Below are 15,269 nucleotides of genomic sequence, written 5' to 3' on the forward strand. Positions count from 1 at the left end.
CGTTCCCTAGCGCGCCGCGCCGGCAAACCCCAGCTGCCGCCACGCCTCGAACACCACGACCGCCACGGCGTTCGACAGGTTCACGCTGCGATTCGACGGGCACATCGGAATGCGCAGCGTGTTGCCTTCGGGCAGCGAGGCCAGCACGTCGGCCGGCAGGCCGCTCGTTTCGCGCCCGAACAGCAGCACATCGCCCTCGCGGTATTCGACACGATCGTAGCGCTGCGCGCCCTTCGTGCTCAGCGCGAACATGCGCCGCCCCGCCAGCGCTCGCCGGCAGGCCTCCCAGTCGTCATGGACGCTGACACGCGCGAGGTCATGGTAATCGAGCCCCGCCCGCGCCAGCTGCCGGTCGGAGAGATCGAAGCCGAGCGGGCGGACGAGATGCAGATGGGCACCGGTATTGGCGGCCAATCGGATGGAGTTGCCCGTATTGGGCGGAATTTCGGGCTGGTACAGGACGATATCGAGCATTTCAGGCAGGCAAGGGAGTACGCGCAACGACCCGGTTCACGACGCGGGCCGCACCGCGCGATTTTAACGTGCGCGCCAGCTCGTCGAGCGTTGCCCCGGTGGTCATCACGTCATCGACCACGACGACCGTCCTGCCCGCGAATTCGCCCCGGCAGCGAAACGCACCGCGCAGGTTGAGCCGGCGCTCGAGCCACGGCAAGGACGCCTGCGGCGGCGTATCGCGGACCCGCTCGACCGCGGCGGCGTCGAACCGAAGCCCCCACGCGCGCGCTAGCGGGCGCGCGATCTCGGCCGCCTGATTGAAGCCGCGTTCGCGCAGCCGGCGGGAATGGAGGGGCATCGGCACCACGATCGCGTCCTCGTCCGGCGGCGCGAAAGCCTCCAGCAGGCTCGCCAGGAAGGGCGCCAACGCGAGCCGGTTCCCGTACTTCAGGGCCTGCACGAGCCGGTCGGCCGGAAACACATACGGCAGGGCCGCGACCGTCGCGTCGAAGGCGGGCGTCGTGCGCTGGCAGCTACCGCAGACCAGCCCGTCCTGCACCGGGATCGCGCACACCGGACACGCTTCCGAAACTTGCGGCAAGTCCGCCCGGCAAGGCCCGCAAAGCAGCGCGGGGCCTGCATCCTGCCCGCACACGAAGCAGTCGTTCGGCATGAGCCGTGCCGCCAGCAGGCGCGACAGCGTCCCCATACGGTAAGGTACGTTTGACAAGTTTTTCCCGAATGGACGAATATGGGAGGCTTCGCATTACATCCCGGAACCGCTTTCATGACAATGACTTCTGCGTGCCGCAACCTCGACACCCAGCCCGCCGCCCACGCCGCCGATCGCAGGAAATGGACCGTCGCCGAGGCCGAAGCATTGTTCGAACTGCCGTTCATGGACCTTGTCTTCCGCGCCCAGCAGGTGCACCGCGAGCACTTCGACCCCAACGCGGTGCAGCGCTCGACGCTGCTGTCGATCAAGACCGGCGGCTGCTCCGAGGACTGCAGCTATTGCTCGCAGTCGGCCCGCTACCGGACCGGACTGGACCGCCAGCAGCTGATGGCCGTGGCCGAAGTGGTCGAGAAGGCAAAGGCCGCCAAGGCCAAGGGCGCCAGCCGCTTCTGCATGGGCGCCGCATGGAAGGGCCCCAAGGAGCGCGAGATGGAAACCGTCCTCGCGATGGTGCGCGAGGTCAAGGCGCTCGGCATGGAGACCTGCGTGACCCTGGGCATGCTCAAGGGTGAGCAGGCGCAGCAGCTCAAGGACGCGGGCCTCGACTACTACAACCACAACGTCGACACGGCGCCCGAGTACTACGACAAGGTCATCACGACGCACACCCTCGCCGACCGCCTCGACACCCTCGACCAGGTACGCAATGCCGGCATCAACGTCTGTTCCGGCGGCATCATCGGCATGGGCGAAGGCCGTAGCGGCCGCGCCGGCCTGCTCGTGCAGTTGGCGAACATGGATCGTCCGCCGGAGTCGGTGCCGATCAACAACCTCGTCGCGATCCCCGGCACGCCGCTGGCAGATGCCGAGAAGCTCGATCCCTTCGAGTTCGTGCGCACGATCGCCGCTGCGCGCATCATGATGCCGGGCAGCTTCGTGCGCCTGTCCGCCGGTCGCGAGCAGATGAGCGACGAGATGCAGGCGCTGTGCTTCATGGCCGGCGCGAACTCGATCTTCTACGGCGACCGCCTGCTCACGACGGACAACCCGGAAGCCGACCGCGACGAAACCCTGTTCGCCCGCCTCGGCCTGCGTCCGATCTGAGCGGTCCGCAAGGGATGGCCGGCGAAGCCGACTTCGCGCTCGACCGCAAACTCCTGATCCGGCGCTTCGGGCGCGCGGCGGCAAGTTGCGACGAGGTTGCCGTGCTCGCGCGCGAAGTCGCACGGCGCATGGACGAGCGGCTCGAATACATCCGCATCGACCCCAGGCGCATTCTCGACCTCGGCTGCGGCACCGGGGCGGATTTCGACGCACTCGGACGGCGCTTTCCCTCGGCGCAGCGCGTCGGCGCGGACTTCGCGCTGCCGATGCTAGCACGCGCACGCGGTTCGCGCAGCCTGCTCGGCCGCCTGCGCACACTCGGGCGCCCACAAGGGCCGTCGCTCGCCTGCGCCGATGCCGCGGCCCTGCCCTTCGCGCGCGGCAGCATGTCGCTGGTGTGGTCCAACCTGATGCTCAACTGGCTCGCCGATCCCCTCCCCGCGCTGCGCGAGATGCACCGCGTGCTGGAGGTCGACGGCATGCTGATGTTCTCGTCGCTGGGCCCGGACACACTGCGCGAGCTGCGCGCAGCGCTGCCTGCCTCGCAGGGCGAGCGTGTGCACCGCTTCATCGACATGCACGACCTCGGCGACGCGCTGGTGCAGGCCGGCTTCTCCGACCCGGTCATGGACATGGAAGTGCTGACCCTGACCTACGCCGACCTCGACGAGCTGCTGCGCGACCTGCGCCTGTCGGGCTGCGCGAATGCAAGCACCGCACGGCCGCGCGGCCTGTCGGGCAAGGGCGGCTGGGAAGCCGCCCGGCAGGCGCTGGAAGCCATGCGCGCCGACGGCCGCCTGCCCGCGACCTTCGAGATCGTGCAGGGGCACGCGTGGAAAGCCCAACCGAAGACGACGGAAGACGGCCGCTCGGTCATCCGCTTCCAGCCGCGACCGGGAAAGTCCTGACCGGCAGGTGAACCATTCCGCGACCGGGCCGGTGTGGCTCTTCGACCTCGACAACACGCTGCACAACGCCAGCGCGCACATCTTCCCGCACATCAACGTCAGCATGACCGCCTACGTCGCGCGGCACCTGGCGCTCAGCGACGAGGACGCCAACGCCCTGCGCGTGCGCTACTGGCGGCGCTACGGCGCCACGCTGACGGGGCTCATGCGCCACCACGGCGTCGATCCGCATCATTTCCTCAGGGAAACGCATCGGTTCGAGCGCCTGCACGAGATGATGGTCTTCGACCGCGCCCTCGGCGCGCTGCTGCGCCGCCTGCCGGGGCGCAAGATCGTGTTCTCCAACGGCCCGCAAGGCTATGCCGGGGCCGTGCTGGACGCGATGGGGATCCGCAGGCATTTCAGCGACGTGTATGGCATCGAGCAGATGCGCTTCCACCCCAAGCCGCAGACGCACGCCTTCCGCCACCTGCTGCACGACCTCCAGCTGCTGCCGCAGCGCTGCATCCTGGTCGAGGATTCGGCGGAGAACCTGCGCACCGCCCGCCGGCTGGGCATGAGGACGGTGCTGGTCGGGCGGGGCGTGAAAAAGCCGGCCTACGTGGACGTGCGGATCGCCTCGATTCTCGATCTGCGCCGCGCGGCCGGCCGGTTGCTGCCCCGGTGAGCTCACCGGGGCGGGTTCACGGCCCTCAGTTGCCCGCCTTCAGCCAGCGCGCCGCATCGAGCGCGAAATAGGTCAGGATGCCGTCGGCGCCGGCACGCTTGAACGACAGCAGCGCCTCCATCACGCACGCCTCCTCCGCCAGCCAGCCGTTGGCGATCGCCGCCTTCAGCATCGCGTACTCGCCGCTCACCTGGTAGGCGTAGGTCGGCACCTGCAGCTCGGTCTTCACGCGGCGCACGATGTCGAGGTAAGGCATGCCGGGCTTGACCATGAACATGTCGGCGCCCTCGGCGATGTCGAGCGCAACCTCGCGGATCGCCTCGTCGGTGTTCGCCGGGTCCATCTGGTAGGTGTACTTGTTGCCCTTGCCGAGGTTGCCGGCCGAACCGACCGCGTCGCGGAACGGCCCGTAGAAGCTCGACGCGTATTTCGCCGAATACGCGAGGATGCGCGTGTAGATGCGGTTGTCGCTGTCGAGCTCGGCGCGGATGCGCGCGATGCGCCCGTCCATCATGTCCGACGGCGCGACCACGTCGGCGCCGGCCTGCGCGTGACACAGGGCCTGTTTCGCCAGCGCCTCGAGCGTCTCGTCGTTGAGCACGTAGCCGCGCGGGTCTTCCGGGTCGATCAGGCCGTCCTGGCCGTGGCTGGTGTAGGGATCGAGCGCCACGTCGGTGATCACGCCGAGCTCGGGGAAGCGCGCCTTCAGCGCCTGCACGACGCGCGGCACGAGGCCGTCCGGGTTCCACGCCTCCTCGGCCCCCTCGGTCTTGCCCGCCGCCTCGATGACGGGAAAGAGCGCCAGCGCGGGGACGCCCAGCGACACGGCCTCTTCGGCAACATGCAACAACTTGTCGAGCGACACGCGCGTCACGCCCGGCATCGACGGCACCGCCTGCGTGACGTTGTTGCCTTCGAGGACGAACACGGGGTAGATCAGGTCGTCGGCCGACAGGCGCGATTCGCGCATCAGGCGGCGGGAGAACTCGTCGCGGCGCATCCGCCGCATGCGGGTCGCGGGAAAGATTCCGGTGGGACGCATGTTCGCTCCAGCTCCAGTTCAGTTAATCGACAAGAAATATAAGGTAACGAATCCGATTGGGAACTTTTCCCATTCGTGTTTACTCTGACAGTTCGGATGGTGACGAGCCGTCCCCCGCTTCACCTCCCTGAGCGGGCGCCTTAATCCCGTTAAGGCATTTGGCCCCGGGCTTTATCCCCTTTAGCCCGGGGTTTTTATTTTCCCGCCGCACCGAGCCGCGCCCCAGTCGGGACTTCCGGCAGATCGTCCGTCGCCAGGTTGAGCCAGCCGGCAACCGTGTGCTCGACCTCCTCCATGCCGACTTTCTTCAGGCTGGAAAAGAGCTGCACCGTCACCTGCGCGCCCAAGCCGGCAAGTTCGCGACGCACCGCCGCGAGCGTCGCCGCCGCCTCGTTGCGCGACAGCTTGTCCGCCTTCGTCAGCAGCACGTGGATCGGACGCCCGCTCGGCACGAACCAGTCGATCATCTGGCGGTCCAGCGGCGTCAGCGGATGGCGCGAATCCATGATCAGCACCAGGCCGACGAGGTTCTCGCGCCGGCGCAGGTAGTTCTCCAGCAGCCCCACCCACTGCCGGCGGATCGCCTCGGGCACCTTCGCATAGCCGTAGCCCGGCAGGTCGACCAGCACCGCGCCGCAATCGAGCCGGAAGAAGTTGATCAGCTGCGTGCGCCCAGGCGTCTTCGACACATATGCCAGACGCGTATGGTCGGCAAGCGTATTGATGGCACTCGACTTGCCGGCATTCGAACGACCCGCGAACGCGATCTCGGGTCCGTCCGGAATCGGCAGATCGCCGGCTTTTGCAATGGAAATCTCGAATTTTGCGTTGCGGAAGAGCGACATCGGGAAGGGGAGGGAAAACGCGGATGGGTTGGCGGGCGGCCCACATTGCATCGCGCAAATCCAGCCACCTGTTATAGAATACCGCGTTTGTGACAACCACTCACGGCTTTCTGAGGACACCATGATCAAGCGTTCCCTGCTGCTCTCGCTGCTGCTGGTTGCGGGCGGCCTTCACGCCCAGGACCAGGCACCCGATCTCGCCAAGGCGAAACAGACTGCGGAGACTCTCTGCGTTGGGTGCCACGGCGCCGACGGCAACAGCCCGGTTCCGGTCAATCCGAACCTCGCAGGCCAGCACGCCGACTACCTCTTCAAGCAGCTGAAGGACTTCAAGGGCTGGAACGGCAAGCCGGCGGTACGCGAAAACCCGATCATGGGCGGCATGGTGGCGGCACTCGAGGAAGCCGACATGAAGGCGCTGGCGATGCATTTCTCGTCGCAGACGCTGCAGCCCGATTCGTCCAAGAACGCCGATCTCGCGAAGCTCGGCCAGAACATCTGGCGTGCCGGCCTCCCCGCCAAGGGCGTTCCCGCCTGTGCCGGCTGCCACGGCCCGGCCGGTGCCGGCCTGCCGGCCCAGTTCCCGCGCATCGGCGGCCAGCACGCCGACTACACCGAGGCGCAGCTGAAGGCCTTCCGCGATGGCGTGCGCAAGAACGACCCGGCCCAGATGATGCAGACCATCGCGCTGAAGATGACCGACCCCGAGATGAAGGCGGTCGCGGATTACGCCGCCGGCCTGCGTTAAGCGCGCGATCCGCTGCAATCCCGAAGGGGTGGCCTCGCCACCCCTTTTCTTTTTGCGGAGCCGTCCGGGTGCGTCGCGCGGCGCCGGGGACGGCCACAGCGTTCGCAAACGCGGCAAGTTCGGACAATAATGCATCTTTCCGTGCGCAACGAGCATACGCCGCATCCAGGAACGAGACCCATGGAACAGAAACCCGGAAGCCCGATCACCAGACGCTCGCCGAACTACACCGCTGCGGAGGCCCGGCAGGCCATCCTCGATCGCCTGGCGCCTATCGGCGGTTGGGAGCGCGTCGACGTCCGCAGCGCGCTGGGGCGCGTGCTGGCCGAGGACGTCATCGCGCCGTGCAACGTGCCGGCACACGACAACTCGGCGATGGACGGCTACGCCGTGCGCTTCGCCGATCTCGCGCCGCAGGGTGAAAGCACGCTGGCGATCGTCGGCACCGCCTTCGCCGGCAAGCCGTTCTCCGGCATGGTTGGCGCCGGGCAGGCCGTGCGCATCATGACCGGTGCGCCGATTCCACAGGGCGCAGACACCATCGTCGTACAGGAAGTGACACGCGCGGCGGACGGCAAGGTCGTCGTGCCGGCCGGCCAGCGCGCCGGCCAGAACCTGCGCCGCGCGGGCGAGGATCTGGCGCTGGGCGGCGTCGCCCTGCCGGCCGGCAAGCGCTGCGGGCCGGCCGAGCTGGGCCTGATCGCCTCGCTGGGCATCGCCGAGGTCGTCGTGCGCCGCCGCCTGCGCGTCGCCTTCTTTTCCACCGGCGACGAGCTGGCGTCCATCGGCAAGCCGCTGGCGCCCGGCGAGGTGTATGACAGCAACCGCTACACGCTCTTCGGTGCGCTTTCACGCCTGGGCTGCGATCTCATCGACATGGGCGTCGTGCGCGACGATCCGCCGGCGCTGGAGGCTGCCTTCCGCGACGCATCGGCGAGCGCCGACGTGATCCTCACCAGCGGCGGCGTCTCGGTCGGCGAAGCGGACTTCATCCGCGAGCTGGTGAACCGCCTCGGCGAAGTCGCGTTCTGGAAGATCGACATCAAGCCCGGACGACCGATGGCCTTCGGCCGCGTCGGCGACGCGTGGCTGTTCGGCCTGCCCGGCAACCCGGTGGCGGTGCTGGTGACCTTCTACCAGTTCGTCCAGGATGCGCTCCAGACCTTGTCCGGTGTGTCGCCCCTGCCGGAGCCGGCGCTGATCCACGTCGAATGCGCCGAGACGATCCGCAAGCAGCCGGGGCGGCGGGAGTTCGTGCGCGGACGCCTGCACCTCGTCGACGGCCGCCAGACTGTACGGCTCGCCGGCGCCCAGGGGTCGGGGATCCTGCGCTCGATGTCGGAAGCCAACTGCTTCATCGTGCTGCCGGAAGACCGCGGCGACGTGCAGGCCGGGGAATCGGTCCAGGTGCAGATCTTTGACGGACTCGTGTAACACAGCAGGGACTTACGACAGGACGATGCAATGAATCAGGACGAACTGAAGAAGGCGGCGGCGCGGGCCGCGCTGGATTACGTCGAGGACGGCATGATCGTCGGCGTCGGCACCGGCTCGACGGTGAATCACTTCATCGACGGCCTCGGCGAGATGCGCGGGCGCATCGCCGGCGCCGTTTCGAGCTCGGAAGCGAGCGCGCGCCGGCTGGAGGCGTACGGCATCCCGCTGGTCGAGCTGAACGACGTCACCAGCTTGCAACTCTATGTCGACGGGGCGGACGAAATCGACGGGGGCTTTGCGATGATCAAGGGCGGCGGTGGCGCGCTGACGCGCGAGAAGATTGTCGCTGCGGTCGCGGACCGTTTCATCTGCATCTGCGACCAGTCGAAGCTCGTGAGCTGCCTGGGCGCGTTCCCGCTGCCCGTGGAAGTGATCCCGATGGCGCGCGCCTATGTCGAGCGCCGCCTCGCACGGATCGGCGGGCGTCCGGTGCTGCGCGAGGGCTTCGTCACCGACAACGGCAACGTGATTCTCGACGTGCATGGGCTGCGCATCGCGGAGCCGCAACGCCTGGAAGCGGAGATCAACCAGATCACCGGCGTCGTCACCAACGGCCTGTTCGCGCTGCGCGGCGCCGACCTGCTGCTGCTCGCAACACCATCGGGGGTCGAACGCCGGGCCGCTGCGCGGCCCTGAGCCGCGGCCGTTGCTGCAACATTGCCGTCACATTCAACTGCTAGCCTCGCGGATCCACGGGACCGGAACATGACGATGAACAAGCACACCTACACGCAGTTCGACAATGAACTGGAATCCATCCGCAAGCGCCTGCTGGAGATGGGCGGACTGGTCGCCCAGCAGCTCACGCGCGCGATCGAGGGTCTCGGCACCAGCAACCTGGAACTGCTGGAGCAGGTCATCGCCGACGACCGCAAGGTCAATGACGAGGAAGTCGCGCTCGACGACGCCTGCATCCACGTGATCGCCCGGCACGCCCCGGCCGCCGGCGACCTGCGCATGGTCATGACCATCATCCAGATGATCACCGACCTCGAGCGCATCGGCGACGAGGCCAAGAAGATCGCCAAGGCCGGACGCCAGATCATCGATTCGGATGCTGCCTTCGTCCCCAAGGTGGAACTGCGTCACGTGTCGACGATGGTCGTCGAGATGCTGCAGGGCGCGCTGGACGCGTTTGCCCGCATGGATCCGACCGCCTCGCCCGAGATCGTGCGGCGCGACAAGGAAGTCGATGCGATCTTCAAGGGTATCATGCGTCAGCTGATCACCTACATGATGGAAGATCCGCGCGTGATCACGCGTTCGCTCGACGTCCTGTTCATCGCGAAGTCGATCGAACGCATCGGCGACCACGCGAAGAACCTGTCGGAATACGTCGTGTACATCGTCAAGGGCCGCGACGTCCGCCACGAGGGCGTCGAGGCGCTGGAGCGCGCGTCCGGTCCGAACTGAAGAAAAGCCCGCCTCGCCGGGCGGTGAACGGAAAAAGGGATGGCCGCGGCCATCCCTTTTTCCGTTCACCGCCGCCTATTGTCCGGCGGCCGGCACCTTACTGCGAGGGAGGCACGTAGCCGCCGACCTGGTCCGCTCCGCCGCCGAAGAAATGCTTCTCCATCTGCTCGGCGAGGTACTTGCGCGCACGCGCATCCATCAGGTTCAGCCGGTTCTCGTTGATCAGCATGGTCTGGTACTTGACCCACTGCTGCCAGGCTTCCTTCGAGACGCTGTCGAAGATCCGCTTTCCGAGCGCGCCCGGCACCGGGGGCAGGTCCAGCCCTTCCGCCTCGCGTCCCAGCTTGATGCAATTGACCATACGAGCCATCGTTCAATCCTCTCTTCTGCGATCAGGTTCATCGGTTTCGGTGGGCTTCATTCTAGCGGATTCGTCACCGCAGCTTGCAGCCATGGTCCATTGATCGCGGCCGCCGCTCTTCGAGCGGTACATCGCCTGGTCCGCCACGGCGATCAGCTCTTCCGCGGACGAAGCGTGGCGTGGGTAGATCGCGATGCCCAGACTCGCGGTAATGCCGACGCTGCGGCCGCCGAATCCGAAGCGCATGGCGTCGATCAGCTCGACGATGCGTCGCGCCAGTTCGCACAGCTCGCTCTCGCCCGCATCGGGCACGAGCACGCAGAACTCGTCACCGCCGACGCGGCAGAACATCTCGTTGCGCCGGATCGCGTCGCCGACGGTGCGCGACAGCTCGACGAGCACCTCGTCGCCCGCCTGGTGGCCGAATTCGTCGTTGATCGGCTTGAAGCCGTCCAGGTCGATCGCCACCAGACCGACCTCGCCGCCGCGGCGCGCTGCCTCGGCGAGCTCGCGGTCGAGCTCCTCGTGGAAACGCCGCCGGTTGTACAGGCCGGTCAGCGGATCGTGCTCGGCGAGCTCGACCAGCCGCTGGGCCGTGCGGCGCTGCTCGGTGACGTCCTCATAGATCCACACGCGCCCGATCCCGCGCCCCCCCTGCACCGCCTCGACCAGCGCGGCGATGTCGGTGACGATGCGCCCGTCCTTGAAGCGGACCTCGTAGGGCTCGCTCACGACGTGGGTGCGCACGACGGCGTCGACGTGCTCGATGTAGGCCTCGGGCTGTTCGATCAGCTCGGCCACGCGGCTCTGCAGCACCACGTCGCGCGCACCGATCAGGTTCTCGTCGGGCGGGAAGCCCCAGATGTCGAGCATCGCGCGGTTGTAGTAGAGCACGCGGTGGTCGCGATCCATGAACAGGATGCCCAGCCGGATGACGTTGAGCAGCGCCGAAAGACGCTGGCGCTCGTCGTTCGAGCGGGCCAGGTAGCGCTCGCGCAGCGCCTGCGCGCGCCGCAGTTCGGTCACCGTTTCGAGGAGCTTGTACTCGGCTTCCTTGCGTGCCTGGATGTCCTCCGCCGACATCCGCAGGCCGGCCGCTTGTCCGCCCTGCCTGCCCAGCGGACGCCAGTGGCTGGCGACCCAGCAGATGCGGCCGTCCTCGCGCAGCAGGCGCATCTCGAAGTCCTCGCCGGTGCTTCCTTCGGCGACGCGCTGGGCCATGCGCTGGCAATAGCGGCGATCGGATTCATGCACGAGCAGGGCGAGCGCATCGGGGGCATCGAGGCAGGCCGCGGGGCTCCAGCCCGTCAGCCGTTCGATCGACGGGCTGATCCAGGTCAGGCGCCCGCGCATGTCGAACAGGGCTTCGACGCCATGCACGCCATCGGCAATCTCGCGCAGGCGGGACACGCCGACGGCGACCGACTCCAGCCGCCTGGTCGTGTCCGGTTCCGCCGCACGGTCCGCGCCTCCCCCGGACAACCGTACCGCGGCATCCAGCGATTCCAGGTACGAAACGACCGTCTCTTCCCCCGCGCGCCGGCGGCCCTCCGCCCCTGCATGGAGATGCAGGGCGGCGGCCGCCAACACGCCGATCCCGGCCACCACGATTGCCACGACGTACCACGCGCCGGCGGTGCCGAACACCATGCCCGTCGCCACGGCTACGCCCGCCAGCGCGGCACCCGCGCAGCCGGCGAGGAGCAGCACCGCCGGGGAAAGGTGCGCCTGTCGGCTCACGACGTCTCCGCGCGCGCAGAGGACGCGCCGCATCGAGGAGCCCCTGCGCACCGGGTCGTCATAGCTGCTTCACGAAGACCTTGGAACGCCGCTGGTAGTTGTAAAGCTCGCGCTTCTTCTGCGGCAGCGCCTCGGGGCCGATCTCGCTGAAACCGCGCTCGCGGAACCAGTGGGCGGTGCGCGTCGTCAGCACGAAGAGGCGCTCGAACCGCTGGGTCCGTGCACGCTGCTCGATGCGGCGCAGCAACTGGTCGCCGAGGCCCGCACGCCGATACGCGGGCGTCACGGCCAGGCAGGCGAGTTCGGCCGCGCGTTCGTCGGAAAACGGATACAGCGCGGCACAGCCGACCAGCACGCCGTCGTGCTCGACGACGGAGAAGCGGTCGATCTCCTGCTCCAGCAGCTCGCGCCCGCGCCGCACCAGCGTGCCATCGGCCTCCATCGGCGAAATCAGCGCGCCCAGGGCGCCGACGTCCTCGAAGGTGGCGTCGCGCAGGCGAAACAGCGGGTCGCGCGACACGACGGTGCCGACGCCGGCATGGGTGAAGAACTCCAGCAGCAGGCCGCCGTCCTTGTCGTGGTCGATGAGGTGCACGCGCGACACGCCGCCGCGCACCGCGCGGATCGCGCACGGCAGGTAGAGGTCCAGATCCTCCGTGAGCCCCTCCCCGGCGTTGAACATGCGCTCGGCCTCGTCCGCGGTCACGGAATCGATCAGGCGCTGGTCCGCGTCCAGCAGCCCCGGCGCATCGCACAGGTAGATCAGCTTCTCCGCCTTGACGGCGACGGCGACCGCCTCGGCGACCTCCTCCATGCTGAGGTTGAAGATCTCCCCGGCCGGCGAGACGCCCATCGGCGAGATCAGCACGACGTTCTGCTGGTCGAGGTCGGCGTTGATCTCCTCGGCGATGATCTTGCGCACGGCGCCGGTGTATTGGTAGTCGACGCCGTCCACGACGCCGACCGGACGCGCCGTGATGAAGTTGCCCCCGGTCACGCGCATGTAGCTGCCGGCCATCGGCGTGTTCGGAAGCCCCTGCGACAGCAGCGCCTCGACCTCGAGGCGCGTCACCGCCATCGCGGCCTTGACGCATTCGAGCGCTTCGCCGTCGGTGACGCGCAGCCCGTTGTGGTAGCGCGGCTCCAGCCCGCGACGCGCGAGTTCGGCCTCGATCTGCGGGCGGGCGCCGTGCACCAGCACCAGGCGGATGCCCAGGGCGGCCAGGAGATTGCAGTCGTAAGCCAGGCTTTGTGCCCGCGCGCCGGCTGCCACTTCCCCGCCGAAGGCGAGCACGAAGGTCCGGCCGCGAAACGCGTGGATGTACGGCGCAGCGCCGCGCACCCATGCCACGAACCGCTCGGTGGACGCCGTGATATCGGCCGCCGGGGGATTGGGGTTCGAATTGCCGCTCAAGTCATCACCGTCATCAAATCGGAAACCGCGCAGGCACGCGGCACACCGCACGCCATGCGCGGGCCGATTCATTCTAGCGGAATACGCAGCCGGGCGCGGCGCGCCGTCCGCACGGAATCAAGGCAAAACGTTGCAGCCCGCCATCACCTGCGCAGCGCCGACTCCAGGCGCTCGCACAGCGTGCGCAGCACCTTCACGCGCGCGAAGAGCTTGTTGTCGGCCTCGACCAGGGTCCACGGCGACGTCTCGGTGCTGGTGCGGTCGACCATGTCGCACACCGCGCGGGCGTAGTCGTCCCAGCGTTCGCGATTGCGCCAGTCCTCAGGCGTGATCTTGAAGCGTTTGTGCGCTTCGGCCTCGCGGGCGCGGAATCGCTCCAGCTGTTCGTCCTTGCCGATCTGCAGCCAGAACTTGACGACCACGGCACCCGCGTTGGCGAGCTGATCCTCGAAATCGTTGATCTCGGAATAGGCGCGCATCCAGTCCGCCTCGGTGCAGAAGCCCTCGACGCGCTCGACGAGCACACGGCCGTACCACGAGCGATCGAAGATCGCCACCCGCCCCTGGCGCGGCAGATGACGCCAGAAGCGCCACAGGTAGGGTTGGGCGCGCTCCTCCTCGGTCGGCGCCGCCACCGGCACGACACGGTACTGACGCGCGTCCAGCGCCGCGGTCACCCGCCGGATGGTGCCCCCCTTGCCGGCGGCATCGGCCCCCTCGAACACGAGCACGAGCGACCGGCTGCGGAAGGCCTCGTCGCGCGTGAGCAAGGCGAGCCGCCCCTGGTAGCGTTCGAGCAGTTCCTCGTACGCCTTCTTGTCGAGGGGCTGCTGCAGCACGAGGCTGTTGAGGAGGTTGCGCGCGTCCGGCACTGGCGGCAACGGCGGTGCGGTCTGGCGCGCGACCCACGGGTGCGAGCAGGCATCGAGGCGCTTGCGCAGCGCATCGAGCAGGGCGCGGGCGACAAAGAGCTCGCGGAAGCGCGGATCGGAGCCGTCGACGATCATCCACGGCGCCTCGCCCGTGCTGGTGCGGCGCAGCGTGTGCTCGGCGACCTCGCGGTAGCGGTCGTAGCGCTCGAACGCGTGCCAGTCCTGCTCGGTCACGCGCCAGCGCGTGCGCGGATCCTTTTCCAGCGCCTTGAGGCGCTTGCGCTGGCCGTCCTTGGGCAGGTGGAACCACAGCTTGAGGAGCAGGACGCCCTCGCGCACCAGCATCGCCTCGAAACGGTTGATCTCGTCGAGGCGCTGGTCGAGATCGGCCTTCTTCGACACCTTCTCGACGCGCTCGCCGATCGGGTCGGTATACCAGTTGCCGAACAGGATGCCGATCCGCCCGCGCGGCGGCAGCGCACGCCAGAAGCGCCACATGAAGGGACGCTCGGCCTCGTCGGTGGTCGGAGAATCGAAGGCCAGCGTCTGGATGTGGCGCGGGTCCATCCATTCGTTGAGGAGATTGACCGTCTCGCCCTTGCCGGCCCCATCGACCCCGTTGATCAGGACGACGACGGCAAAGGCCTTCAGTTCAAGGAGATCGAACTGCGCATCGAGCAGTTGCGCGCGCAGCTCGGGCTCGGCCGCATCGTATTCCGCCTTGTCGATCCTGTGCCCCAGCTCCGCCGACTCGAACACCGTGCAGACTCCTCAAAAATCGCCCCAGGTCGCCTGCAGGGCGGCAATCGCCGCGATGCCGGCAGTTTCAGTGCGCAGGACACGCGGCCCGAGGGTGACGCCGCCACAGCCGGCGCTGCGGCACGCGGCGAGCTCCTCGTCGGACCATCCCCCTTCGGGACCGATCAGAAGCTGCACTGCGCCCGCCGGCCGTTCGGCATCGAGCAGGCGCGTCGTGGCCGTCGGGTCGAGCACGAGACGCACGCCGTCGTGCGGGCGCGCGAGGAAATCGCGCAGGCCGGTGATCGGCGCGACGGCCGGCACGCGATTGCGCCCGCTCTGCTCGCAGGCCGACACCGCCACCTGCTGCCAGTGCTCGACGCGTTTTGCCGCGCGCTCGCCGGCCAGGCGCAGCACCGAGCGCTCCGCCTGCACCGGCACCAGCGCCGAAACGCCCAGCTCGACCGCCTTCTGCACGATCCAGTCCATCTTGTCGCCGCTCGCGAGCGCCTGCACCAGCACCAGCGGCAGGGGCGACTCGCGCTCGACGTCGCGGCGTTCCGCCAGCGTGGCAAAGCATTGCTTGCCGCGCACATGCAGCACCGCCGGCACTTCGCCCCCGCCGCCGTCGAACAGGATCAGCGGATCGCCGTCGCGCAGCCTGAGCACACGCACGGCATGATGGGCCAGCGCCTCGGGCAGCTGGATCTCGCCGGCACGCGGCAACGGGACGGGGCAAAAGAAGCGCGAAATCATCGTGGTGTATTATAAGGACAGTGCAATCCTGC

16 protein-coding genes are annotated in these 15,269 nt (G+C 68.1%); 7 read left to right on the top strand and 9 right to left on the bottom strand.

Features of this window, described 5'->3' with window-relative positions; genetic code table 11:
- Positions 1-6: 6 nt before the first annotated feature.
- Positions 7-474, bottom strand: a complete 468-nt coding sequence (locus GPA22_RS12345) for a tRNA (cytidine(34)-2'-O)-methyltransferase (protein ID WP_169256370.1) — start codon at positions 472-474, stop codon at positions 7-9.
- A 1-nt stretch (position 475) separates the two neighbouring features.
- Positions 476-1,165, bottom strand: coding sequence for a ComF family protein (locus GPA22_RS12350; protein WP_169256371.1), 690 nt, complete (start codon positions 1,163-1,165; stop codon positions 476-478).
- 78 nt (positions 1,166-1,243) lie between these two features.
- Between GPA22_RS12350 and bioB the strand changes: the two genes are divergently transcribed.
- Genes bioB through GPA22_RS12365 form a run of 3 tightly spaced genes read left to right on the top strand, consistent with a single transcriptional unit; the run spans position 1,244 to position 3,811 of the window.
- A complete protein-coding gene (gene bioB / locus GPA22_RS12355; RefSeq protein WP_169256372.1) occupies positions 1,244-2,236 on the top strand; it encodes a biotin synthase BioB in 993 nt (330 codons plus the stop codon).
- A 14-nt stretch (positions 2,237-2,250) separates the two neighbouring features.
- On the top strand, positions 2,251-3,144 hold the full coding sequence (locus tag GPA22_RS12360; protein ID WP_169256373.1) for a methyltransferase domain-containing protein: 894 nt from the start codon (positions 2,251-2,253) through the stop codon (positions 3,142-3,144).
- Between the two features lie 7 nt (positions 3,145-3,151).
- Positions 3,152-3,811 carry a pyrimidine 5'-nucleotidase gene (locus tag GPA22_RS12365; protein WP_169256374.1) on the top strand — a complete coding sequence of 220 codons (660 nt, stop codon included), beginning with the start codon at positions 3,152-3,154 and terminating at the stop codon, positions 3,809-3,811.
- A 25-nt stretch (positions 3,812-3,836) separates the two neighbouring features.
- Here the strand turns inward: GPA22_RS12365 and hemB are convergent, their stop codons facing one another.
- Complete coding sequence (gene hemB, locus GPA22_RS12370) at positions 3,837-4,853, bottom strand: porphobilinogen synthase (protein WP_169256375.1); 1,017 nt, start codon at positions 4,851-4,853, stop codon at positions 3,837-3,839.
- A gap of 194 nt (positions 4,854-5,047) precedes the next feature.
- Positions 5,048-5,698: a ribosome biogenesis GTP-binding protein YihA/YsxC gene (gene yihA / locus GPA22_RS12375; RefSeq protein WP_169256405.1), complete on the bottom strand. Its 651-nt coding sequence runs from the start codon at positions 5,696-5,698 to the stop codon at positions 5,048-5,050.
- 121 nt (positions 5,699-5,819) lie between these two features.
- On the opposite strand from yihA, the gene GPA22_RS12380 reads away from it, so the two are divergent.
- The 4 genes from GPA22_RS12380 (at position 5,820) to phoU (ending at position 9,356) form a co-directional block, all read left to right on the top strand.
- Positions 5,820-6,446: a c-type cytochrome gene (locus GPA22_RS12380; protein WP_169256376.1), complete on the top strand. Its 627-nt coding sequence runs from the start codon at positions 5,820-5,822 to the stop codon at positions 6,444-6,446.
- 180 nt (positions 6,447-6,626) lie between these two features.
- Complete coding sequence (gene moeA, locus GPA22_RS12385; RefSeq protein WP_169256377.1) at positions 6,627-7,880, top strand: molybdopterin molybdotransferase MoeA; 1,254 nt, start codon at positions 6,627-6,629, stop codon at positions 7,878-7,880.
- 30 nt (positions 7,881-7,910) lie between these two features.
- Entirely contained in the window at positions 7,911-8,579 is a 669-nt protein-coding gene (rpiA, locus tag GPA22_RS12390) for a ribose-5-phosphate isomerase RpiA (protein WP_169256378.1), read from the top strand.
- A 75-nt stretch (positions 8,580-8,654) separates the two neighbouring features.
- Positions 8,655-9,356, top strand: a complete 702-nt coding sequence (phoU, locus tag GPA22_RS12395; protein WP_169256406.1) for a phosphate signaling complex protein PhoU — start codon at positions 8,655-8,657, stop codon at positions 9,354-9,356.
- Positions 9,357-9,453: 97 nt separating this feature from the next.
- Here the strand turns inward: phoU and GPA22_RS12400 are convergent, their stop codons facing one another.
- The 5 genes from GPA22_RS12400 to GPA22_RS12420 all read right to left on the bottom strand — a co-directional run bounded on the left by GPA22_RS12400 (position 9,454) and on the right by GPA22_RS12420 (position 15,237).
- Positions 9,454-9,726 (bottom strand): oxidative damage protection protein, encoded by a 273-nt coding sequence (locus GPA22_RS12400; RefSeq protein WP_121427646.1) that lies wholly within the window; start codon positions 9,724-9,726, stop codon positions 9,454-9,456.
- 3 nt (positions 9,727-9,729) lie between these two features.
- Positions 9,730-11,367: a sensor domain-containing diguanylate cyclase gene (locus GPA22_RS12405; protein ID WP_246264306.1), complete on the bottom strand. Its 1,638-nt coding sequence runs from the start codon at positions 11,365-11,367 to the stop codon at positions 9,730-9,732.
- A gap of 148 nt (positions 11,368-11,515) precedes the next feature.
- Positions 11,516-12,832, bottom strand: a complete 1,317-nt coding sequence (gene argA / locus GPA22_RS12410) for an amino-acid N-acetyltransferase (protein ID WP_169256407.1) — start codon at positions 12,830-12,832, stop codon at positions 11,516-11,518.
- 182 nt (positions 12,833-13,014) lie between these two features.
- A complete protein-coding gene (pap, locus tag GPA22_RS12415; RefSeq protein WP_169256380.1) occupies positions 13,015-14,502 on the bottom strand; it encodes a polyphosphate:AMP phosphotransferase in 1,488 nt (495 codons plus the stop codon).
- A gap of 12 nt (positions 14,503-14,514) precedes the next feature.
- Positions 14,515-15,237, bottom strand: coding sequence for a 16S rRNA (uracil(1498)-N(3))-methyltransferase (locus GPA22_RS12420; RefSeq protein ID WP_169256381.1), 723 nt, complete (start codon positions 15,235-15,237; stop codon positions 14,515-14,517).
- Positions 15,238-15,269 lie beyond the last annotated feature (32 nt).

The organism is Aromatoleum toluvorans (assembly GCF_012910905.1).
Classification (GTDB): domain Bacteria; phylum Pseudomonadota; class Gammaproteobacteria; order Burkholderiales; family Rhodocyclaceae; genus Aromatoleum; species Aromatoleum toluvorans.

Coding starts and splice junctions, on each gene's coding strand:
- GPA22_RS12405 (WP_246264306.1), bottom strand. CDS start 11,367: ATGGTGTTCGGCACCGCCGGCGCGTGGTACGTCGTGGCAATCGTGGTG.
- GPA22_RS12350 (WP_169256371.1), bottom strand. CDS start 1,165: ATGGGGACGCTGTCGCGCCTGCTGGCGGCACGGCTCATGCCGAACGAC.
- bioB (WP_169256372.1), top strand. CDS start 1,244: ATGACAATGACTTCTGCGTGCCGCAACCTCGACACCCAGCCCGCCGCC.
- phoU (WP_169256406.1), top strand. CDS start 8,655: ATGAACAAGCACACCTACACGCAGTTCGACAATGAACTGGAATCCATC.
- GPA22_RS12420 (WP_169256381.1), bottom strand. CDS start 15,237: ATGATTTCGCGCTTCTTTTGCCCCGTCCCGTTGCCGCGTGCCGGCGAG.
- GPA22_RS12400 (WP_121427646.1), bottom strand. CDS start 9,726: ATGGCTCGTATGGTCAATTGCATCAAGCTGGGACGCGAGGCGGAAGGG.
- GPA22_RS12380 (WP_169256376.1), top strand. CDS start 5,820: ATGATCAAGCGTTCCCTGCTGCTCTCGCTGCTGCTGGTTGCGGGCGGC.
- rpiA (WP_169256378.1), top strand. CDS start 7,911: ATGAATCAGGACGAACTGAAGAAGGCGGCGGCGCGGGCCGCGCTGGAT.
- hemB (WP_169256375.1), bottom strand. CDS start 4,853: ATGCGTCCCACCGGAATCTTTCCCGCGACCCGCATGCGGCGGATGCGC.
- moeA (WP_169256377.1), top strand. CDS start 6,627: ATGGAACAGAAACCCGGAAGCCCGATCACCAGACGCTCGCCGAACTAC.
- GPA22_RS12345 (WP_169256370.1), bottom strand. CDS start 474: ATGCTCGATATCGTCCTGTACCAGCCCGAAATTCCGCCCAATACGGGC.
- yihA (WP_169256405.1), bottom strand. CDS start 5,698: ATGTCGCTCTTCCGCAACGCAAAATTCGAGATTTCCATTGCAAAAGCC.
- GPA22_RS12360 (WP_169256373.1), top strand. CDS start 2,251: ATGGCCGGCGAAGCCGACTTCGCGCTCGACCGCAAACTCCTGATCCGG.